Source organism: Chryseobacterium geocarposphaerae, assembly GCF_002797535.1.
Classification (GTDB): Bacteria; Bacteroidota; Bacteroidia; order Flavobacteriales; family Weeksellaceae; genus Chryseobacterium; species Chryseobacterium geocarposphaerae.
Genome location: NZ_PGFD01000002.1, coordinates 199328 through 221091 on the forward strand (window position 1 = coordinate 199328; position 21764 = coordinate 221091).

Consider the following 21764-nt stretch of genomic DNA (forward strand, 5'->3'; position numbering starts at 1 on the left):
GCGGTTCTTTTATTGTAAGATAAGTTAGAATTATTTCTTAACTTCTTCTTTTTTAACTTCAGTAGTTGTAGTAGTCTTAACAGCTGTAGTATCAGCAGCTTTAGTAGCTGTAGAATCTGTAGTTGGAGCAACTGCTGTAGAATCTGTAGTAGGAGCAACTGCAGTAGAATCTGTAGTTACAGCTGTAGAATCTGTAGTAGTAGTTGTAGCTTCACCTTTTTTACAAGCAACCAAAGAAATAGCAGCGATAGCAGCTACGAATAATGACTTTTTCATAATAAATTAAATTTAATTTTGTTAATATTGTTTTATAAAACTCTTTTCTGTTCTATTATTTGAACGAGACAAAGGTAGAGCAGATAGAAAATTTGTGTATGAAAAATAATTGTAATACTTTTGTAAAACAATTTTACAAATAAACACAACTGAATTTCAACAACTTAATCATTTAAACTAAAATTGACAGATTTAGATCTATTGCATTTTGAGCAGCTAAAAAAGGACGTACAGGCTCAATATTTGGAACAACACACCCCTTCTTTTGAGGATATTTCAAAATGGAAGGGTATTGATATCATCTATTTCCAGGAAGATCTTCGTAAAAAAGCAAAAGGCAACATCAGCGAAAAGTCTTTTTATACTTATTTCAAAACTTCTCCAGTCACCAAGCTTCCCCGAATTGATATGCTCAATTTATTGAGTGTTTACACGGGTTACGAATCTTGGTACGATTTTAAAAAGCAACACCTTTTTGCCGGAGAATTACTCACAGAAGATGAAAAATTAACCGAAGAAGAAAATAAAGAATTAGAAAAAACGGTATCAGCATCACTTAATTTACCCAAAACCGAAAATTTGGCAGCAAAAACAGAGTTTACGCCTCAGGAAAATGCCAATTTACAAAAAAACAACACTGAAAATCAAATAATTAATAAAAATATTCAGAAATCAAACAGCTCTGATTCTGAGGTCCAAAAAACCAAGAAAAATTTCTTCAAAAGGAACGCTTGGGCCATCATTACTTCAATTTTAATTCTTATTACAGGGTTACTTGGTTTCAAGGATGTCATTTTTCAAAAAACTTACACCTATTGTTTTACGGATGCAGATCGCGCCGTTTCGGTGATGAATACGATTGAGATAAAAGTTATCAAAGAAAATGAATCTCCTATTCTTTATAAAATTAAACCCGGAGAATGTTTTCGTTATTCTACCAAAGATAAGAACCTAAAGCTCCAGATAAGCGCGCCTTTTTATGAAGATCTTGAAATAAACAGAAGTCTTGAAAATGCACCTGAAGAGGAAATGATTGAATTAAAACCTGATGATTACAAAATGGCTGTCAATTATTTCTCAATAAAAGACGCCAATGGCAACCCTGAACTACTGAAACAGAAACGTAAACAACTGGACAATCTCATCAGTGACAACGCTATCATTTATCAGGTTTACGACAACGCCACCTATGGTATCGAAACTTTAGACAAACAAAAATATATTACTCTGGTAACCACTCCTACGACTTCTCTTAAAAACCTAAGCGTTATTGAAATGAAAAGAGAAAAAGGAAAAATAGTATCTATTAAATTTAAAATTGCTAATACAGATGAAAATAATAAATAATCTTTTAGTCTTGGCAGTAATGCTTTTCGGTTTAGCATCATGTAACAAAAAAAGCGCTGAAGTAAGCGATTTAGATAAATTAAGAAACAGCAACAACAAAAAAACGTATCCTGCTGTACAAATGGACAGCGCACAAGCGATTAACTTCATTACCAAACAAAAAGTCCAGGAATTACTGGATCTTTCGACGCTTTATCTCTCAGGAAACAAAGACACAGAAATTGATACTGTTATCTATTCTCAAATGCAAAGCTACTTCAATAAACCGGACAGTCTTACGTTCAAAAGATTATTCCGTGAACTTGACAGCTTAAAGGTCAAAACAGTAAAAGTAAACAATCTGGAAGTGTATAAAGATGTTCATAAAAAAGACACCTTAGATTTCGCAAAATTCAGTGTTGAATATTTTGATAACAAGAATAAATCTATCGGGGTTTTTGAGAAAAATGCACAATATATCTTGCAATCCGCACCCGTGAAATTTAAAAAAGAATTTAAGTTTTATTTCTTAAATTTCTATTCTAAACCTTTACCAAAAGACAGTACATCAGTCGGAGTTACCAAGTAGTCGAGCGGAATATCATTTTCCCAGACATCATCGATATTTTCATCGGGGTTAAAGTAATTAACTCCGATTTTTTTTACGTCTTCGGAAATATTTTCAAAAAAGTTATCATAAAAACCTTTTCCATACCCCACTCTATTTCCTTTTGTATCACAATATAAAAGCGGAGTAATTACATAATGAAAGAAAGCCTCCCCCGAATCTTCGTTGGAAACAGGTTCAGGAATTCCCCAATAGCTGTTTTCAAAGAGAGTATCTTCAAAAATTTCAATATGAATTAATTGATCAGCAACAACCTTAGGGACAAAAACACGAATATTCTGTTTTAAAAAGTAATCAATGAATATTTGAGTATCAATTTCTTTTTTTTCTACAATAGGAATAAAGAGATGCACTTTTTCTCCTTTTTCAGGCTTAAAGTAACCAATGAAATTTTCAAAAATCTTTTTAGATAACAAGAAAGCCTCATCAGTTGACAAGGCTTTTCTTTTTTGCATATATTTTTTTCTAAGCTCAGCTTTTAACATAATGGTTATGCATTTTCAGACGGCTGCGTAATTTTATATAATTTATCAGACAAACGAACTCTGAAAGGAAGCTCAAAAGTAATCTGATCTCCTGCTTTTGCAGAATCACTAAAGTCACCGTTTACAAAAATCTGAGTAATGATAATTTCCTGATCGCCCGTTGTTGGTCCGGAAATTAAAACTTTATCTCCTACAGAAAGCTCTTTATTCTCAATTAAAAACTGTGCAATTTTTGATTTTGAATAATAATGTTCAGCTTTTCCGATTAAAGTCTTTTTAACTTTTATTTTCTGACGGATATCTTTTGTTTCAGGTTTTGCTTTTGCTAAGGTTTGGGTTGATAAATCTCCTGAATTTTTAAATTTCAAAGCTTCAGATTTTCCTTTTCTGAACACTTTGTTACCAACCTGTAATCCTTTTCTTAATTTGACCTGCTCTTCCCAAGGTAAGTGAATCGTCTCAAGACATTCGGTAGAACAAGTATTTTCCATCGCCGCTTTACACTCATCACATTGAATAAATAATAAATGACAGGCGTCGTTGGCACAATTGGTATGGTTATCACAAGGCTTTCCGCATTGATGACACTGAGCGATAATATCATCTGTAATTCTTTCTCCCAAACGGTGGTCGAATACGAAGTTTTTACCAATAAACTTACTTTCAATCCCCTCCTCTTTTATCTGGCGGGTGTATTCAATAATTCCGCCTTCCAACTGGAAAACATTTTTAAAGCCCCGATGTTTGAAATAAGCACTCGCTTTTTCACAACGGATTCCCCCGGTACAATACATCAACAGGTTTTTATCTTCCTTAAAATCCTGTAGCTGATCATTAATAATCGGTAAGCTTTCTCTGAAGTTCTCTACATCCGGAGTAATGGCCCCTTCGAAATGCCCCACTTCACTTTCATAGTGATTTCTAAAATCCACTACAATCGTGTTCGGGTCTTCCAGCATCTCGTTAAATTCACGGGCTTTTAAGTGAACTCCCTTATTGGTAACATCGAAAGTTTCATCATTCAGACCGTCTGCAACGATCTTGTTTCTAACTTTGATGGTTAGTTTTAAAAAGGAATGATTATCCTGCTCCACTGCTACATTCAATCGAATGCCTTTCATAAAGTCATATGCTTCCAGCGTATCACGAAATGCTTCAAAATTGTCCGCAGGAACGCTCATCTGAGCATTAATTCCTTCATGAGCAACATAAATACGTCCCAATGCATCAAGCGCATTCCAGGCTATAAATAAATCGTCGCGAAATTTTTTTGGATCTTCAATTTTGGCATACGCATAGAAAGACAATGTAAGACGTTCCTTACCAGCTTCATCAATTAGTTGAGCTCTTTCTTCTGCGCTTAAGGTGTTGTACAGTTGCATGCTATAAACGTTTTAAGTGAGAAAAATTTTTGCAAAGGTAATCATTTAATTTTAATTGAATCCTGGTTGATCAGTGATTAATATTAATAGTATAGTATGCTGTTTATTACGTTTTGGAATAAAATTTATAGTTTTAAAACACAGAATTTAACTTTTGAATCTATCTGTTAATCTTACACTATGTCATATTGTCATTTAATAAAATTTTAAGATTAGTTAATAGTGACAAATAATTACCACATAACATCTAAAATAATGTTATTGTAGTTAAATTTTAGTTAAAAGTGAAACATTTAATACCGATTGCATACCTATTTAGCATTAAATTTGTTTACAATAAAACGAAAAGATAAATAACATAAATAATTAAGAAAGATATACAATGAAGAGTACTTTAAAAAAACTATTACCATTTGCAGTAGTAGGCGTTATGTCCGGAGCTACTACCGTTGGAGCATTGCAATATTTTAATCATGATTCCAACAACGGAGACCAATCATATTTTACAAAATCAGCGTCAAATGTTTCTTTTGCAGGAATGAATTCTGCAGCCGTAGGTGAAGATTTTGTGAAAGCAGCAAAAACAACAGTTCCTGCAGTAGTTACTATTAAAAACTATCAATCAAGATCAACGAGCAGAGCTTCAGAACAAGATCTTTTTGATTTTTTCTTTGGTCCACAAAATGGGAGAGGTCAGCAAAGACAGCAACAACAGGCTCCTGACAATATGCCATCGGGAATGGGATCAGGAGTAATCATTTCGCCAGACGGTTATATTATTTCAAACAATCACGTGGTAGCCGGAGCGAATAAGCTTGAAGTGGTTTTAAGCAATAAAAAATCTTATATAGCAACCTTGGTAGGAACCGATCCGAATACGGACATTTCTCTATTAAAAATTGAAGAAAAGGGATTACCTTATTTAAATTTTGCGAATTCTGACAATATTGAGGTAGGACAATGGGTGCTTGCCGTAGGAAATCCGCTTGGATTAAATTCTACAGTTACCGCAGGTATTGTATCGGCTAAAGGAAGAGGAATCGGGATTTTAAGTTCACAAGGAAAAGCAGCCAACCCTATTGAAAGCTTTATTCAGACGGATGCGGCAATTAATCCTGGAAACTCCGGAGGAGCTTTGGTAAATACGAACGGAGACCTAATTGGTATTAACTCAGCGATTCAGTCTACAACAGGTTATTATCAGGGATACGGATTTGCAGTTCCTTCAAACCTGGCCAGAAAAATTGTTGAAGACATTAAAAAATTCGGTATTGTACAAAGAGGATTCCTTGGAGTAACAACGATAGATCTTTCAAATGATCAATTAGTAGCGGCTTACAATAAAGATCAAAAGACTAATATAAAAGCCGGATCTGGTATGTATGTTACAGGCTTTGGAGAAAATAGCGGTGCGGAAGATGCAGGCATTAAAAAAGGAGATATCATCACTAAAATCGACTCTTATGCTATTACAGACTTTGCCGATCTTTCTGCTGCCATTGGAAGTAAAAGACCTGGAGATAAAGTACAGGTTACTTATCTAAGAAATGGCAAAGAAAATGTAACAACAGCTACCCTTAGAGATCAAAAAGGAGGAACTTCTACAAGAACCAAGGCAGATCTTAGTGTTACAGAAAGAATCGGGGCAGAATTCAAGCCTTTGGATGAGAGATTCAAAACTGATTACGGATTAAACAGCGGAGTTATCGCGACCAATGTAACAGAAGGAGGCGAAATTGCCAAAATCGGAATTGTAGACAATTATATCGTAATCGAAGTGAACGGAAAACCGGTAAATTCACAGAAAGATGTTGAGAAAATCCTTGATAAATATTCAGGAAATGTACAGGTGAAATTTGTGGATGCTTACGGACAGATCTACACAAGAGGTTTCAAAATGCCTTAATTAAAAGCTAAACTTAAACTTCATACAAAAAACGCTGCAATCTGCAGCGTTTTTTATTATTTATGATTTATTCATTTTCTCAGCGATTCTTTTTTTCTTACTACGTTCATACAGCACTTCAACAATTTTTCCTCCGATCCAGGAAAATGGAAAAAAGGTAAGGAAAATAGAGATCTTATAAAATGTAGGATGATATGGAAAAATGATAACATCCAACATTGCTATAAACAGCATGATGAAACCAATAAGAATAGCATAAGCCACTTTAGCATATTTAACGATAATTGCCGTTGCCACTCCTCCTACTGTAGTTCCTAAGCCGGAAATAAACAAAAGGAATCCGAAGAAAGCTTTATCATTCTGCATGCTCTGAAGAAATCTTTGCCAATGCTCAAACGGAGCAAAAGCTTCAAAAGTAACCCATTGTGGAAACACTCTTATCCCAAGAGTAATAATAAGCCCCGCAATACCGAGCCCTACAATAACCGCCAATGTATTTCTTAAAAAGTTCATGAATTACTGCTTAATCCTGATGTGCAATCATAGAAATTTCGATATCAACATTCTTTGGCAGACAAGAAACCTGAACCGTCTCACGGGCAGGATAACTATCAGCATCTAAATAAGAAGCATAAATATCATTCATTACTGCAAAATCATCCATATTTTTAAGGAAAATTGTTGCCTTTACAACGTTTTTAAATGTCATTCCAGCTTCTGTAAGAATAGCTTCAAGGTTTTTCATTACCTGGTGCGTTTCTTTTTCAATTCCTTCCACCAATTTACCAGTTGCAGGATCTACAGGAATCTGTCCGGAAATATACAAAACTCCGTTTGCAAAATTAGCTTGTGAATAAGGTCCGATAGCTGCAGGTGCATTAACTGTGTTGATTATTTTTTTCATTAGAATTTATTTTGGGTGCAAATATAAAATTTATATTCCATTTCTCTCCTTCAATATCACTTCCATCTTAGAAAGGTGCATTTGGCTGCGTAAAGCTTCTGTCTTTATACTTCAATGCGTCACTTAAAATGTTCGCTTTTATCCCGATAAAGAAGTCGTATACCTTATAGCGTCCAAAAGGAACCCAGTTAAAATTGATGGTAAAACTTCTCTGATCCCTTGAAAAACCAATACGCGTTAAAGCCAAATCTTTCGTCACTAAATCATAATGCGTACTTCCGGTAATATTCCAATACGGTGTTAATTTAATGCTTCCGTCAAGCCCCAGAGAAGCCATTCTGTTAGGAGTTCTGGACAAACCTTTTGAATACTGATAGTTTGTACTGATATTAAGTGTCCAGGCCTGATCAAAATGAGCATAATTATCGTCATCAAAATAATAAACTTCATTTCGGATATCTCCTTTTGCAGGATATTTTTTAGGATAATCTACTTTTTCACCAAAAATTTCACTGCTCAAAGGATAAGACATCTGTACATTAAAGCCCTGTAAACTAAAATGACCAAAGTCTTCGGTTCTTATCCCGGTTTCTGCTCCCGGCTCAAATATAATTCTATAGGGGTCTAATGATAAACTTGTATTTACAGTAAGCTTGTTATTAAAAAAAGACGATTGCCCGTTGATTGTCATTATAGACCAAGGATGATCTTTTGCCGCAAAATTATAATTCCCGGCAAGGCTTAGTGATTCAAAGATTTTTACTTTTTTCAATCCGGTGGAATCACTTTTTGATTTTACTTTCATTTCAATATTGTTTCCAATATTAAAATTAAGCGCTCCTACCATTCCTGTAGTTGGAGATCCTATAATTCCGTTATTTTCAAAAATAGAATAAGGTGTAAGCGCACCATTTGCTGTATAATAATTTTTATAGTACCCGAATTTTGTATCTCCAAAATCAGGGGAATAAGTAAACCCAATGCTTGGTGTCACCACATGTCTGATTGCTTCAATAGTCGATCCTTTTTTAAAGTTTGCCTGACCGTATAATGTAGTCTGAATACTTGCAGTAGTAGAAAAAGTGGAATATCCTGCAATTTTATTATTCATTTTATTCACCACTTCCATTTCAACAGGATCATAATACTTCGTTAATGTTTTAGTGGTTAAAGCATTGTCAATATTCGCCCCTAAACTAAAAGTAAAATATTTTGCAACTGTAGTATTCGTTCCCAGTGTAATATTATTCTTTATTCCGGTCTGCAATTTATCCCACATTGCTTTTTTAAACAATTCACCACTATTGGCCTGAACATAATTATTAAGGTTCAAACTTGTATTCACAGTAATATTTTCAAGAAGCCCACTTCTTGTTCCGGTTTTTGACTTGAACAAATAAAATTGGTTTACCGCTACATTCATCTGAGGAAGTCGCAAATCTGAAAGCCCGGTTGCAAAGTTTTGTGAGTAAGAGGCAGTTCCTGTAATTGTAATAGGCAGTGTTAGGAACCTTTTGGTAAGCGTTAATGTTGAATTCTGTTGTGTCTGCAGCACACTCTGATCCAAAATATAACCATTGTTTACCGTATTATTATAGAATGTCTGGCTGGTTGCATTAACAGAAGCAGAGAATGTTAAAAACGGATTAGCTTTTGTATCCTGTGTATGGGTCCATGCAATCCTATAAGTTCCTGTTTCGGTATAATTTTCAAGTCCTTTTATTCCTCTAATAGTCTTTCCTATGTCCGCTGAAAAGCTACCCGAATACCTATATTTTTTTAAATAATGCATTTCGGGACGTAAGTTCCAGCTTCCTTTTGTATAAATATCTGCTAGAACTTTGAGATCGAAATGCTCCCCGATAGGCTGATAATATCCGATCCCGTTTAAAAAGAATCCTACATCCTGTCGCTCTCCAAAACTAGGAATTAAAATTCCGGCAGATCTTTTAGAAGAAAAAGGAAGGATGGCAAAAGGCAAGATGAGTGGAGTCGGAATCTCCTCAATATACATCCTGATGGGTCCTGTTACAATCTGGGAATTGTTTTTTGTCTTGATTAATTTAATATTGGAAGCCCTCATTTTATAATCGGGCAAAGTATCTTTCTTTTGGATAAAATAAGTATCAGTAGTGTAATCTCCGTTCTTCATTGCAAATACAGTATCACTGTATTTCTTTGTTTTCTGTGCTATGATAACTCCTTCACTTTCTTCCGTTCGAGCATTATAAGCAATAGCCTGCCTGGTTTTGGTATTATAGCTGAATTCTGTTGTTTCATACTTTTTCCCCCCTTGATTGGTGATTACATTTTCTATAATCTTTCCGGAAGCATCCTGCTTTCCTCTTGCATAAATCAAACTTCTTTCATGATCTATCGAAATATAATCTGCATCTATCTGCATATCCTGGTATTTCACCTGGGCATTTTTCAACAGATAGGTCATTTTCTTCTGAACATCATTTCGCTCTTCATCAGCTTTTGTTCTCAGAACATCTTCTAAAGATTCTTTTTTTACAGCAATGGTATCCTTTTGGATAATAGTATCATTAACCGCACTTTTAGGCAATTTTTCAGGCGTTTTCTGTGCTAAAAAATTGTTAAAAATTAGGATAATTAAAATTTGTAATATATTTTTGGAGACGGTTTTGGCCAATTTTATGTTATATAATTAAGGTCCAAAATTAATATAATTTTTAAAACTGTAAGATGTACAAACAAAATTTTAAAATAATTTTATCATTTCTTGCGATACTCCTTTTCAACTTTTCCTCTGCTCAAAAAAAATTCACCGTAGTCTTAGATGCAGGTCATGGCGGAGGAGATATAGGAGCCAACAGAAACTACTCTGATATAGGGCTTGTACAAGAAAAAGACGTTACACTCGGCATCGTTCTTAAACTGGGAGCCATGCTTGAGAAAAATAAAGACTTTAAAGTCATATACACCCGTAAGATTGACGAATATCCTTCTTTAACGGACAGAACCAATATCGCCAACAGAAGTAAAGCGGATTTATTTATTTCCGTACACGTAAACTCATCTCCGAGTAAAACAGCTACCGCAAGAGGAACAGAAACCTTTGTACAGGGGCCTGCCCAAAACAGAGAAAACCTGGAGGTAGCAAAACAGGAAAATAATGTGATTTACCTTGATGAAAAAGATAAAGAAACATTCTCCTCTTATGATCCCTCCTCACCGGAATCATTGATTGCCTTAAAATTACAGCAGAGCAAATATCTCGAAAACAGTCTTATTTTAGGAACCTTTGTGGAAGATAATTTTGCTAAAACAGGAAGGTATTCCCGTGGAGTAAAACAGGAAAACCTCCACATCTTAAGAAGAAGCGCCATGCCTTCTATTTTAATTGAAACTGGTTTTGTCAACAATTATGATGATGCAGCATTTTTAAATTCCGAACAGGGACGACAAGAGACTGCTGAAAATATTTATAAAGCTATTATTGATTATAAAAAGGCGGTGGACCGAAAAACTTCTTCAGGTACCATTGTGAAAAAACCTGAGCCGGAAAAACCTGCCGAAGTTGCTTTGAAAAACGATTTCAGAATACTTCTAATCACTTCATCTGTAAAATATAATGACGGAGACCCTGCTTTAAAAGGACTTAATTATATTCTGACCATAAAAGAAGGAGGAGTTTACAAATATTACTACAGTGTTACGAACATGGCCTCAACGAGAGACATCAATCTTAGAACCGCAAAAGATGCCGGATTTAAAAACGCATACGCTGTCGGGTTTATGCCTAACCAGAAACTGAGTACCGGGTATTATACCATTGAATTATATGCAGGTCCGGATAAACTGAGCAGCAATTCTTTCATTCTTCAGTCTCTTAAAGATGTAGACAGAACCAAGACCAATGGAACCTTCTACTACACCTATGGAAAGGCGGATTCTTTAGAAGGAGCAATAGACCTCCAAAAAGACCTTGAGAAGAAGGGAATTAAAAACACTGTTATTCAGAAAGTTTACAAATAGGTCAAAAAATAATTTTGAAGTTTAAAAGTTTATTTATACTTTTGCAACCTCAAAATTTGGCCTATTCGTCTAGTGGTTAGGACTCAAGATTTTCATTCTTGCAACAGGGGTTCGATTCCCCTATAGGCTACAAATAAAAGATAATATTAACTCGCGAGAGGATAAATTAAAAAAACCAAAAATTTTTAAATTTTTTAAAAAATAAATTTGGTAGATAAAAAAAAAGTTTATACTTTTGCACTCACATTTGAACGATATGGCAAATCATAAATCAGCATTAAAGAGAATTAGACAGAACGAAGCAAGAAAACTTCGTAACAGATACTACCACAAGACTGCTAGAACAGCAATGAAAGTATTGAGAAATGAAGAGGACAAAGCTGCTGCTGCAGAACAATTGCCAAAGGTTATCTCTTTGTTGGATAAATTAGCTAAGAAAAACATTATCCACAAAAACAAAGCAGCTAACTTGAAAAGCAAATTAACTAAGCACGTTAATAAACTAGCTTAATAAGTATAGTTGGCCCGTTCGTCTATCGGTTAGGACCTCAGATTTTCATTCTGGTAAGAGGGGTTCGATTCCCCTACGGGCTACAAGATTTAATTACTACTCTAACCTGGTAATTAAATAAGAGTTGAAACTTATAAAAACAAAAAGCTAACCCTGCATTTGCAAAAGTAGATGGCCCGTTCGTCTATCGGTTAGGACCTCAGATTTTCATTCTGGTAAGAGGGGTTCGATTCCCCTACGGGCTACTTAAAAGAGATTCAAAAATGAATCTCTTTTTATTTTACCCAACTTTCTTTATTCAATTATAAAAATAATATCATTTATTTCTGACAAAGTGAAATTTAATGTATATCTTTGCAATTCATCAGATGATATGATGTATTAAAATATGCAGATCCAAAGAAAAACATTAGCACAGGAAGTGGCAGATCGATTGATTGAAGGAATCGTCAGCAATGAATATGCTGTTGGGGAGAAATTGCCTACCGAGCCTGAACTTATGAAAATCTACGGAGTGGGAAGATCAAGCATTCGTGAAGCCATCAAAATACTTTCGATTCAAGGAGTATTGGATGTGCAACAGGGAGTGGGGACTTTTGTTATTTCTAATATCATTCATGAATCGCTGGAATCTCAGATGGATAAGGCGCAGATTGAAGATGTACAGGAAGTGCGTTCTTTACTGGATGCTAAAATTGCAGCCAAGGCAGCACTACATCGTGATGAAGAACAGTTGGAGAAAATCCAATTCTATCTGAATCAAAGAAATACATTGGCGGAAGAAAAAAAAGCACTGGAATGTTATCAGGCAGATATCAATTTCCACATTGCCATTGCCGAAGCCTGTGGAAACAGTCTTTTAAAGGAAATTTATAAAATAACAAGTTCCCATATTTTGAGATCTTTTGAAATCAGGCATAATGACACTTCCTCTTTTATTATTTCCCAGGCTATTCATGAACGACTGTATTTGGCTATAGAAAATAAAAATGCGGAGGAAGCAGCCTTTATTGCTCAACAAATTGTTGATCAGATTTATTAAAAATTAAACTTTTAACAAAATTCATCAGATGATCTTATGAATTGAAATTATTATGGAAAATATCACAACAAAAAACATCGACACCAACAAAATTGTCTATCCTATTTTATTTATGATCAGTTTCTCCCATTTTTTAAATGACCTGATCCAATCTACCATTCCTTCACTCTACCCCATCGTGAAAGGTGAATTTAATTTATCTTTTGCCCAAATTGGAATTATCACACTGGTATTTCAGCTTACAGCTTCCATTTTACAGCCATTCGTCGGAATTTATACCGATAAAAAGCCGAATCCAAGATCTCTGGCTATCGGAATGGGATTATCAATGGCAGGTTTATTATTGCTGGCAGCAGCTCAACAATATTACGTAATCCTGATTGCAGTCGGGCTAATCGGAATGGGATCATCCGTTTTTCACCCTGAAGCATCAAGAGTAGCTCAATTAGCTTCCGGAGGACAGAAAGGTTTGGCACAATCTATCTTTCAGGTTGGCGGAAATTCAGGGAGTGCTATTGGGCCTCTATTGGTTGCATTAATTATCCTCCCGTTAGGAAAAGGCTATGTCGGTCTTTTTGCCATTGCAGCGTTTATCGGGATCATTGTTCTGTGGAGAATCGGAAACTGGTACGCAGAAAGATTAAGCTTAAAAAAATCATCAAAACATCCGAGTGATATTATCCATATCAATCTATCCCGTAAAAAAGTTATTTTTTCAATTACCATCTTATTAGCACTGGTATTTTCTAAATACATTTATCTGGCGTCGATGACCAATTATTTTACATTCTTCCTGATTGATAAATTTCATATTTCTGTAAAGGACTCTCAGTTGTACTTATTCATGTTTCTTGCAGCAGTGGCAGTAGGAACTATTTTAGGGGGAAAATTAGGAGATAAATACGGAAGAAAGAAAATTATCTGGATCTCAATTCTAGGAGCGGCTCCGTTTACGCTTTGCCTGCCTTATCTTTCCTTATTCTGGACCATCACTTTTGCTGTTATCATCGGATTAATTATTGCTTCGGCATTTTCGGCAATCCTGGTATTTGCGACTGATCTTTTGCCTAATAAAATAGGATTGGTTGCAGGATTGTTCTTTGGATTTATGTTTGGAATGGGCGGAATCGGTTCGGCCGTATTAGGAGCAGTTGCAGACGATACCAGTATTGAATATGTATTTAAAATCTGCGCATTTTTACCATTAATGGGAATCATCACCGCATTTCTGCCTAATCTAAAAAAATAAAGAAACCTCCACCTTTTCTCGGTGGAGGTTAACAACAAGTGTTCCATTACTACTTTAAAATATCAGTTAAATCCCGAGATTCAGGAAAATACTGAAACGGGATTTAGCTTCAATATCACCTCCCGCCAAACGGGAATATACGGGAAGCATGACTTCACTTCCCAAGCTGAATCTTTTATAAGAGGTTTCAAAACCAATTTTACCATACAAAGCGCTTCCTGCTGTATTAGGTAAAACCTCATCAAATTGTCTGTTTCTGTCATAAACTTCCCCCTGGAAACCTGCCTTTCCCGAAAAAACAGTTATATCATTTCCTAAAAGCTGGTAAAAGCCTGTTGCCGCATAATTCCACTGGTTTCCGAAATGGTAATGTTTTTTATTTTCAGTTTTAACAATGTAATCTGTATTCAGCAGAACAGCGATCTTATTTTTCTGAAATTTATAATTGACAACCATCTGATAATCCCAACTTCCTGTTCCTAACTGAAAGCTCGGATTGACACCTGTAATACCCTTTTCATCAAATTTCCCCAGCGGAAGTTTCAGTCCAAATCCTCCATTCAGCTGATGGGTATTATCTTTTGAATTCAAAAACTGATAAATTCCCATCAGGTTCAAATCTCCGATTCCATTGATATTGATATCTCCCTGCATAGTTTTCTTTTCATGGAAATGAAACGGTAAGCTTGCATACACACTTAGTTTTTTCGTCAAAGGAATTTTACCCCAAAGCTGTATAGTATTAAAATACTGATCCTTAGTTAAGTCCTTTACAAATAGGTTTTCCTTCGCTTTATAATGCTGGGCAAAATATTTAATCCCGATAAACTGAGGATTCAGTAAAGATTCAAAACCGGAAGAGCCGTTTCCTGCAGCACATCCGCAAGCATCACAATCATCTAAAACAACCGGATTAAAATACTTAGGAATAAAAAGGCTATCATGGATTGTTTTAGCCTGAAATCCATTCAACAAAATCAGACCTATGATTAAAAAAAACTTCTTCATTTTATTCTGCAAATTTTGGATTCGTGATAAAATTTTTATCGGAAAGTGTTTTCAGAAAAGCAATAATCAGTTGTTTTTCCTGAGGTTTCATCGCAATTCCTAGATGTCCGTTTTTCTTCAGTTGCGGATCAAGATTCGGACTGTTTTCTACGTTATCTGAATAAAAATTAAGTACCGCTTCCAATGTATAAAATCTTCCATCGTGCATATAAGGTGCTGTATATTCTACATTTCGCAAACTCGGCACCCGAAATTTCATCCAGTCGTTTTGATCAAGTGTCACCCGATACCTTCCTGCATCTTTAAACTGCACGTTGTAATACATTCCTGTATTCCTGAAACTTTCATCCGTAAATAATGCTCCGCTGTGACAAGACGCGCATTTTTGCTGAAATAAGCTCATGCCTTGTGTTTCTTCTGAAGAAAAATTTTCTTTTCCTTGCTTTACCCTGTCATATTTAGAATCCGCGGAAATCATGGTTACCATAAACTGGGATAATGCTTTCAGTACTCTTTCTCCTGTAATATTCTCATCTCCATAAGCTGCCTTGAACAATTTCTTATATTTAACATCTGAACTTAACTTCGAAACTACTTCCGGCATCGAGCTATCCATTTCGTCTTCATTGGTAATGGGAATAATCGGCTGTTCATCCAGATTATGGACCACTCCGTCCCACATATATCGCTTTAGAAAAGCCATATTCTGAATGGGTGGTGCATTCCGGATTCCGATTCTGTCGTCTACTCCATGACTTACCGTATGACCGTGATGTGTAAACGCATTTTCCTGGATATGACAGAACCCGCATGAAATCGTATTGTTGCGCGAAAGTCTTCCTTCATAAAATAATTTTCGTCCCAACTCCACGCCGTTTTTTGTGACCGGATTTCCGGAGGTATCAAAAATCATTTCCGGAAAGTACGACGGGAATGAAAGACTGTAAACCTCATCTTTTTCCAACGGTTCTATCACCTCATCAGAACATGATACAAAACTTAAAAAAAATAAGGATAATAACCCGGTTTGAAATATCTTAATCATTGTGAACATGGTCTACTTTAAACATTTTCGTCAGGTTATCCGTTACATTTACTAAATGTTGGCTTGAGCCCATCATCATATTATTGGTAGAATTTAAAAACAACGGCGTTTCTCCACTTAAATACTGATTAAGATCAGCCAGAATATGAATAGAAGGTGTAATTTGATTTGTCACTCTTGCTGTTGTCGGAAGATTCAAAGTAATTTCCCGGTAAAGATCCGGAGTACCATTGGCCGTTACATTCCCCATATTTCCGGTATGATTCATGAATTCTGTGTCGAGAGAATTGATCCCGTATTTCCCTTCGAGCTTTACAAAAACATAACCTGCCGCCCAGGACCAAGACATTCCTTTTTGTTTGGCCTTATTCCAGAATTCCGCTTGCCCGTCCTGTCCCAACAGATAGGCATTCTGACTGATTCCCAAACCCAATTTTATTTTTTTATAATTGTTCTTCGGGATTTCATTGAGATTAACATAGACAATGCCTGCAATTGCATCAGCCTGGTCGATGATGAAAGCACCTTTATCAGGATTATTTTCGTGATATTTAAATTCATTTTCGTTTTCATCAATCAGACTGATGTTACTGATCACATATTTTATGTTGGAGAACTGATGCTTCTGTCCCTGTGAAGATGTTTGTGTGGTCTGATTCAAAACGATATCTCCCAGATTATTAAACCCGTTTTCAAATTTGAGCTGAAGGTTTCCCTTTGCTTCTGCTGATGAGTCATCTTCATCGTTGCTACGACAGGAGATAAAAGTGAAAAAAGAAAAAGCAATAAGGGATAATGATAAAAATTTATAAATTTTCATTGTTGATTTTTTAAGTTAAAATTTTTAATTGATTATTGATTGAACGGTAGAACGTTCATTTTTTTAACTGCAAAAGCTGACACAGAATAAGCACCTCTTTGTCATTTCGTAGAAATCTAAGGGGAGTTATTTAAATTATAACGTGAACATCTTCGCCGAGACTCCTATGGAATGACAGTTACACATTTAAATTAAAGATGAAAACTCTTGCAGTAAAACAAGATTTTGAAAAATAACTTAAAAAACGGGTGGTCTGAAAATATGTTTTAAAAACAGGAAAGAGTACGCTGTTTTATAAAGGAAATTAGAATTTGAAAAGAATTTTTTTTCTGCTGCAGTAATTTCAGCAATTTCAGGGAGAACGTAGATATCCAGTAATTTCTGTCCTGAATTTTTTGTTTTGTTTAAAGGGGAAGAATCGGTATCATTTGTTTTCGCTATTTCCCTGCTCAGGTAACATTTTCCGTTACAGTGAATCTCCGGATTGCTCTTATTGATACACAACACTTCGGAGATATACTCATAATTTACAGCATATTCCACCAGTGGAACCAGAGGCCTGAATACCACAAATAAAGTGAGAAATATGCTGCAAACTAAGTTCATTCAATCATTATTTTTTGCTGGTCGCTTCTTCGTATCTTCTGCTGATTTCCTTCCAGTTGGTTACGTTCCAGATCGCAGCTAAATAATCAGCTCTCTTATTCTGATATTTCAGATAATAAGCATGCTCCCATACATCAATACCGAAAATAGGAGTTCCTTTTTCTTCCACAACATCCATCAAGGGATTGTCCTGATTAGGTGTCGAGGAAACGAATAGTTTTCCGCTTTTATCTACCGCTAACCAAGCCCATCCTGAGCCAAAACGGTCTGCTCCCGCTTTGCTCATCTTTTCCTTGAAGGCATCCATACTTCCGAAAGCATCATTAATCGCTTTTGCCAGTTTTGCAGATGGCTGTGTATTTTTTTCAGGCGTTAAAACCGTCCAGAACAATTCGTGGTTGTAATGACCTCCTGCATTATTTCTCACTGCAGCCGGCAATTTTGATACATTCGATAAAATCTGAAACAAGGTTTGTTTCTCCTGTGGTGTTCCTGCAATGGCTTTATTCAGATTCGCAACATAGGCAGCTGCATGTTTTGAATAATGAATTTCCATGGTCTGTGCATCAATATTACCCTCCAGTGCATTGTAAGCATACGGCAAAGGCGTCTGTTTGAACTGAGCTAATGCAAACTGCGCCGCGAAAACTGCGCTTAAGGCAGCAATTTTTAAAATTTTCATAATGTTTTGTTTTTTAGTGGTTAAACAATAATTATTTTAATAATTTCTTAATGTCTTCAATTAATATCTCCCGGTCAGGATGATATTTCCCCATCAGTTTCGCTGTTTTTCCTTCCGGATCCTCATAGTTTAACCCGGAATAATAAAGGATCGGCATATTGTCTTTATTATATCTGCAGCGGATATTCCCTTCTTCATCTACAAGAGCAATCATTCCGCTGTGATTAAGACTTTCGCTTTCATCTTCTTTGTCCCCAACGTAAATATTGAACTGATCTGCCAATTTTCCGATATAATCTCTGTTACCCGTTAAAAAATGCCAGTTCGGAGACTTTACACCAATTCTTTGAGCATGTTCTTTCAGTGATTGAGGGGTATCATTTTCGGGATCAATACTTATTGAAATAATTCCGAAATCAGGGTTGTTGATCTCGTCCTCAATTGCTCTCATGTTAGTATTCATTACCGGACAGATTGTAGTACATCTGCTGAAAAAAAATTCTACCAAATACACTTTTCCAAGCATATCTTTGTTGGTGATTTTTTTATTATCCTGGTCCGTCAACTGGAAATCAGGAACCTTCATTACCGTATAAAGGTTCTTTTTAAAGTAGCCCATTCCTACACCGATTCCCAGAAAAAGCAACGCAAAAACCGCAATCGGAATAATCACTTTGCTTTTTGTATTGTTTGGGTTTTTATTTTTGGGCATACTTTTCAGGATTTTTTTTGAATTCGTCTTTGCATAATGAACTGCAAAAACCGTACGTTTTATTTTTATATACTGCCGTATCTTTCATATCAGGCTCTGTCGGCATATGACATATAGGATCTACTGCGTTGGCAAATTTTATCTTTTTTACATCTGATTTTACAGCGGTATTGGCTTTTTTATGCTTTACTTTAGGGGTTTCCTGAGCACATGCCATTAATGAAACGGACAATAATGCCGTCAAAAAAATTTTTGATTTCATTTTAAATTAAATTGAAATTAATAGTGGTATTGAAAAAATAATTGATTTTTAAACTAAAATTAATATGAGCTGAATCAATTTTGAAGAAGCCAAGTCCATGATTCTTTAAGCATTCTATTTCACCTAAAGATATTTTTAATTTTCTTGAAACTTGATAAAATCAGTGATTTAAGCTAACTAAAAATTTAGTTTAAATCATTTAAGACAAAGGAGGATGGAATATCCTGGCGAAATATTCTGAAGTGTGAGATTTGCTATAATCCGAGGATGGACTTTTTATAGGAATATCAAATTGATTTTTGTCTGAAAAGGAAAGAATCTCTTGAGAAAGAAAAACATCTAAGCCGGTAATTTTTATATTCTGGCTATTATTTGACTGTTTTTCTGTCTTTGCCAGTTCTTTTTCAACATAACATTTCCCTTTACAGGTAGACTGGGGAATATTTCTTTTTTCACAAAGGTTTTTAACGATGTAATCATAATTAACCGCATAATTAATCAAAGGCAACACAGGACGTATCGCAATTGTGAAAATAATAAATATGGAAATGAAAAACTTCAACAATCAATTCTCTTCTACAAATATACTACTGAAATTTGTTTTTACGGTTGATTTATGATGAATGTCATTGTTATTTTTTTCCCACAGATCTCTCAGATTACACAGACCTATTTATATTCGTGGAACCTGCAGGAGGTTGATTTAAATAGATGCTAAATGTATTTAAATTTTATCTCCCGTAAATTGGGCTGATTACGCAGATTTTTATATTCTAATTGCAATAAAAAACAAGTGCAATCATCTGTGACATCTGTGTGATCTGCGGGAGATAAATTTCAGGATGCTTTTCCCACAGATCGCACAGATGTTATCTACATTTTTAATCTGTGAAATTTGTGGGATCAGTGGGAAATGATCTATAGTTTATTTAAAATTTCATCCGTTGAATTCTTACCGCATTTAAAATAGCCAACAACGCAACCCCAACATCTGCAAAAACCGCTTCCCACATCGTTGCCAATCCTCCCGCCCCCAACGTCAGAACAATTGCTTTAACTGCAAACGCCAGGACAATATTCTGCCAAACTATTTTTTTAGTTTGCTTTCCTATATTGATCGCCATTGGAATTTTACTGGGTCTGTCATCCTGAATTACGACATCTGCGGTTTCAATCGTCGCATCGCTTCCCAATCCGCCCATGGCAATTCCTACATCGCTTAAAGCAACAACAGGTGCATCATTTACTCCATCTCCTACAAATGCTACGGTCTGATTTTTTGCTTTGATTTCTTTTACTTTATTCACCTTGTCTTCAGGAAGCAGGTCTCCGTAAGCATTCTGAATTCCTAGAGTATCGGCAACATACTTCACAACAGACGGTTTATCTCCACTCAGCATTGTCGTTGCTACGTTTAATGATTTTAATTTATCGATGGTTAATTGTGCGTCGGCTTTAATAGAATCTGCAATTGTTAAATAACCGACAAACTTTTTATCATAAGCCACAGCAATTAAGGTATAGACAATATTTTCAGGTTTTATATGGTAGCTGATTCCGAACTTATCCATCAACTTGAAATTACCTACAAGTAATTCCTTTCCGCTAATGATTGCTTTTAATCCGTGTCCTGCAATTTCTTCCACATTTTCCAATGAAATGGAGTGATCAATTTCTCCAACATACTCATGGATTGCGGTTGCAACGGGATGCGAACTTTTACTTTCTAAAGCATTGACGAATTTTAAAATTTCATCTTTATTAAATTCATTATCAAAATCAACTTCCTGGACTTTGAAAACCCCTTCCGTCATCGTCCCGGTTTTGTCCATCACTACATTCTGAACATTTGCCAAAACATCCAAGAAGTTACTTCCTTTGAATAAGATCCCATTGCGGCTTCCCGCTCCTATTCCTCCGAAATATCCCAACGGAATGGAAATCACCAATGCACAGGGACAGGAAATCACCAGGAATACCAATGCTCTGTACAGCCAGGTTTTGAATTGATAGTCTTCAACAAAAAAGTATGGCAATAGCGTAATCCCGATAGCGAGAAAAACAACAATCGGTGTATAAATTTTCGCAAATTTTCTGATGAATAATTCTGTTGGAGCTTTCTGAGCCGTTGCATTCTGAACCAATTCCAAAATCTTGCTCAGCTTACTGTCTTTGTAAGCCGTGGTGACTTTCACCAAGCTGACTGTATTTAAATTAATCATTCCCGCTAGAACAGTTTCTCCTTTGGTTTTGATATCCGGTTTACTTTCACCCGTTAATGCAGCCGTATTAAATGAAGCTGTTTCAGATAACAGCTCTCCATCCAATCCCAGTTTCTCCCCCGATTTTAACTGAATTATTTCACCAATATTTACGTTTTCGGCTTTTACAGTTTCAGGTTTACCATCTTTTAAAACGGTTACTTCATCAGGACGTTGATCGAGCAAGGATTTGATATTGCTTTTTGCTCTCGTTACTGCCATTGCCTGGAAAACTTCACCTACCGAATAGAAAAGCATTACTGCAACACCTTCGGGGTATTCACCAATAGCAAAAGCTCCTACTGTTGCGATTCCCATTAAGAAAAATTCAGAAAAAACATCGCCTTTTGTGATGCTTTCATAGGCTTCTTTTAAAACAGGCAATCCAACAGGAATGTAAGCAACTAAATACCACACTAAACGAATCCAGCCAACAAACCAATCCTGTTTTATATAATTGTCTAAAGCAATACCTACTAATAATAAAACAAAGGAGATTATCGCCGGCAGAAACATCTGAAATACTGATTGATCTCCCGTATCATGAGAATGACCATGATCATGACCTTCATGATTGTGATTATGTTCTTTTTTTGGTTTTGTGCTACAGCATTCTTCCATAACTTAAAAATTTTAATCAAAATTAGGAGCAAACTG

22 protein-coding genes and 3 tRNA genes are annotated in these 21764 nt (G+C 35.6%); 10 read left to right on the forward strand and 15 right to left on the reverse strand.

The features are described from left to right. Positions 1-30: 30 nt before the first annotated feature. Entirely contained in the window at positions 31-276 is a 246-nt protein-coding gene (locus tag CLV73_RS12480; protein WP_100377217.1) for a hypothetical protein, read from the reverse strand. Positions 277-459: 183 nt separating this feature from the next. Here CLV73_RS12480 and CLV73_RS12485 point away from each other — a divergent pair, with 183 nt between their 5' ends. Together CLV73_RS12485 and CLV73_RS12490 are read left to right on the forward strand one after the other, a co-directional pair. Beyond that, positions 460-1623 (forward strand): hypothetical protein, encoded by a 1164-nt coding sequence (locus CLV73_RS12485; RefSeq protein WP_100377218.1) that lies wholly within the window; start codon positions 460-462, stop codon positions 1621-1623. Beyond that, positions 1607-2191 (forward strand): hypothetical protein, encoded by a 585-nt coding sequence (locus CLV73_RS12490; RefSeq protein WP_100377219.1) that lies wholly within the window; start codon positions 1607-1609, stop codon positions 2189-2191. The genes CLV73_RS12485 and CLV73_RS12490 overlap by 17 nt, the downstream gene beginning before the upstream one ends. Here CLV73_RS12490 and CLV73_RS12495 read toward each other — a convergent pair. Further along, positions 2140-2685: a 5-formyltetrahydrofolate cyclo-ligase gene (locus CLV73_RS12495; RefSeq protein ID WP_262496334.1), complete on the reverse strand. Its 546-nt coding sequence runs from the start codon at positions 2683-2685 to the stop codon at positions 2140-2142. The genes CLV73_RS12490 and CLV73_RS12495 overlap by 52 nt on opposite strands. 35 nt (positions 2686-2720) lie before the next feature. Then, a complete protein-coding gene (trhO, locus tag CLV73_RS12500; RefSeq protein WP_100377221.1) occupies positions 2721-4097 on the reverse strand; it encodes an oxygen-dependent tRNA uridine(34) hydroxylase TrhO in 1377 nt (458 codons plus the stop codon). A gap of 382 nt (positions 4098-4479) precedes the next feature. Here trhO and CLV73_RS12505 point away from each other — a divergent pair, with 382 nt between their 5' ends. Continuing rightward, positions 4480-6003, forward strand: coding sequence for a trypsin-like peptidase domain-containing protein (locus tag CLV73_RS12505; protein ID WP_100377222.1), 1524 nt, complete (start codon positions 4480-4482; stop codon positions 6001-6003). A gap of 60 nt (positions 6004-6063) precedes the next feature. On the opposite strand, the gene CLV73_RS12510 is transcribed toward CLV73_RS12505, so the two are convergent. The 3 genes from CLV73_RS12510 to CLV73_RS12520 form a co-directional block, all read right to left on the reverse strand. Continuing rightward, complete coding sequence (locus CLV73_RS12510; protein WP_100377223.1) at positions 6064-6516, reverse strand: hypothetical protein; 453 nt, start codon at positions 6514-6516, stop codon at positions 6064-6066. A 10-nt stretch (positions 6517-6526) separates the two neighbouring features. After that, positions 6527-6907 carry a RidA family protein gene (locus CLV73_RS12515; RefSeq protein ID WP_100377224.1) on the reverse strand — a complete coding sequence of 127 codons (381 nt, stop codon included), beginning with the start codon at positions 6905-6907 and terminating at the stop codon, positions 6527-6529. A gap of 67 nt (positions 6908-6974) precedes the next feature. Beyond that, a complete protein-coding gene (locus tag CLV73_RS12520) occupies positions 6975-9563 on the reverse strand; it encodes a putative LPS assembly protein LptD (RefSeq protein ID WP_100377225.1) in 2589 nt (862 codons plus the stop codon). A 53-nt stretch (positions 9564-9616) separates the two neighbouring features. On the opposite strand from CLV73_RS12520, the gene CLV73_RS12525 reads away from it, so the two are divergent. The 7 genes from CLV73_RS12525 to CLV73_RS12555 all read left to right on the forward strand — a co-directional run bounded on the left by CLV73_RS12525 (position 9617) and on the right by CLV73_RS12555 (position 13711). Beyond that, positions 9617-10909 carry an N-acetylmuramoyl-L-alanine amidase family protein gene (locus tag CLV73_RS12525; protein ID WP_100377226.1) on the forward strand — a complete coding sequence of 431 codons (1293 nt, stop codon included), beginning with the start codon at positions 9617-9619 and terminating at the stop codon, positions 10907-10909. A 58-nt stretch (positions 10910-10967) separates the two neighbouring features. Continuing rightward, positions 10968-11039, forward strand: a tRNA-Glu gene (locus CLV73_RS12530). 126 nt (positions 11040-11165) lie between these two features. After that, complete coding sequence (gene rpsT / locus CLV73_RS12535) at positions 11166-11420, forward strand: 30S ribosomal protein S20 (RefSeq protein WP_100377227.1); 255 nt, start codon at positions 11166-11168, stop codon at positions 11418-11420. Positions 11421-11431: 11 nt separating this feature from the next. After that, positions 11432-11503 (forward strand) — tRNA-Glu (locus CLV73_RS12540). A 90-nt stretch (positions 11504-11593) separates the two neighbouring features. Next, positions 11594-11665: transfer RNA gene (locus CLV73_RS12545), tRNA-Glu, on the forward strand. A gap of 143 nt (positions 11666-11808) precedes the next feature. Then, positions 11809-12462 (forward strand): FadR/GntR family transcriptional regulator, encoded by a 654-nt coding sequence (locus CLV73_RS12550; protein WP_100377228.1) that lies wholly within the window; start codon positions 11809-11811, stop codon positions 12460-12462. Between the two features lie 52 nt (positions 12463-12514). After that, positions 12515-13711 carry an MFS transporter gene (locus CLV73_RS12555; protein ID WP_100377229.1) on the forward strand — a complete coding sequence of 399 codons (1197 nt, stop codon included), beginning with the start codon at positions 12515-12517 and terminating at the stop codon, positions 13709-13711. 66 nt (positions 13712-13777) lie between these two features. On the opposite strand, the gene CLV73_RS12560 is transcribed toward CLV73_RS12555, so the two are convergent. The 9 genes from CLV73_RS12560 to CLV73_RS12600 form a co-directional block, all read right to left on the reverse strand. Beyond that, positions 13778-14719, reverse strand: a complete 942-nt coding sequence (locus CLV73_RS12560; RefSeq protein ID WP_100377230.1) for a transporter — start codon at positions 14717-14719, stop codon at positions 13778-13780. Position 14720: 1 nt separating this feature from the next. Next, positions 14721-15773, reverse strand: coding sequence for a cytochrome-c peroxidase (locus CLV73_RS12565; RefSeq protein WP_185116774.1), 1053 nt, complete (start codon positions 15771-15773; stop codon positions 14721-14723). Continuing rightward, positions 15757-16584: an MbnP family protein gene (locus CLV73_RS12570; protein ID WP_100377232.1), complete on the reverse strand. Its 828-nt coding sequence runs from the start codon at positions 16582-16584 to the stop codon at positions 15757-15759. The genes CLV73_RS12565 and CLV73_RS12570 overlap by 17 nt, the downstream gene beginning before the upstream one ends. Before the next feature lie 237 nt (positions 16585-16821). Beyond that, on the reverse strand, positions 16822-17190 hold the full coding sequence (locus tag CLV73_RS12575; RefSeq protein ID WP_100377233.1) for a hypothetical protein: 369 nt from the start codon (positions 17188-17190) through the stop codon (positions 16822-16824). Between the two features lie 7 nt (positions 17191-17197). After that, positions 17198-17872: a superoxide dismutase gene (locus CLV73_RS12580; RefSeq protein ID WP_100377234.1), complete on the reverse strand. Its 675-nt coding sequence runs from the start codon at positions 17870-17872 to the stop codon at positions 17198-17200. A gap of 31 nt (positions 17873-17903) precedes the next feature. Continuing rightward, positions 17904-18584 carry an SCO family protein gene (locus CLV73_RS12585; RefSeq protein WP_100377235.1) on the reverse strand — a complete coding sequence of 227 codons (681 nt, stop codon included), beginning with the start codon at positions 18582-18584 and terminating at the stop codon, positions 17904-17906. Continuing rightward, the gene (locus tag CLV73_RS12590; protein ID WP_100377236.1) at positions 18571-18846 is read right to left on the reverse strand and encodes a YHS domain-containing protein; all 276 of its coding nucleotides are present in this window, start codon (positions 18844-18846) and stop codon (positions 18571-18573) included. The genes CLV73_RS12585 and CLV73_RS12590 overlap by 14 nt, the downstream gene beginning before the upstream one ends. A gap of 199 nt (positions 18847-19045) precedes the next feature. Continuing rightward, entirely contained in the window at positions 19046-19411 is a 366-nt protein-coding gene (locus CLV73_RS12595; protein ID WP_228424363.1) for a hypothetical protein, read from the reverse strand. 364 nt (positions 19412-19775) lie between these two features. Next, the gene (locus tag CLV73_RS12600; protein ID WP_100377237.1) at positions 19776-21728 is read right to left on the reverse strand and encodes a heavy metal translocating P-type ATPase; all 1953 of its coding nucleotides are present in this window, start codon (positions 21726-21728) and stop codon (positions 19776-19778) included. Between the last annotated feature and the right edge of the window lie 36 nt (positions 21729-21764).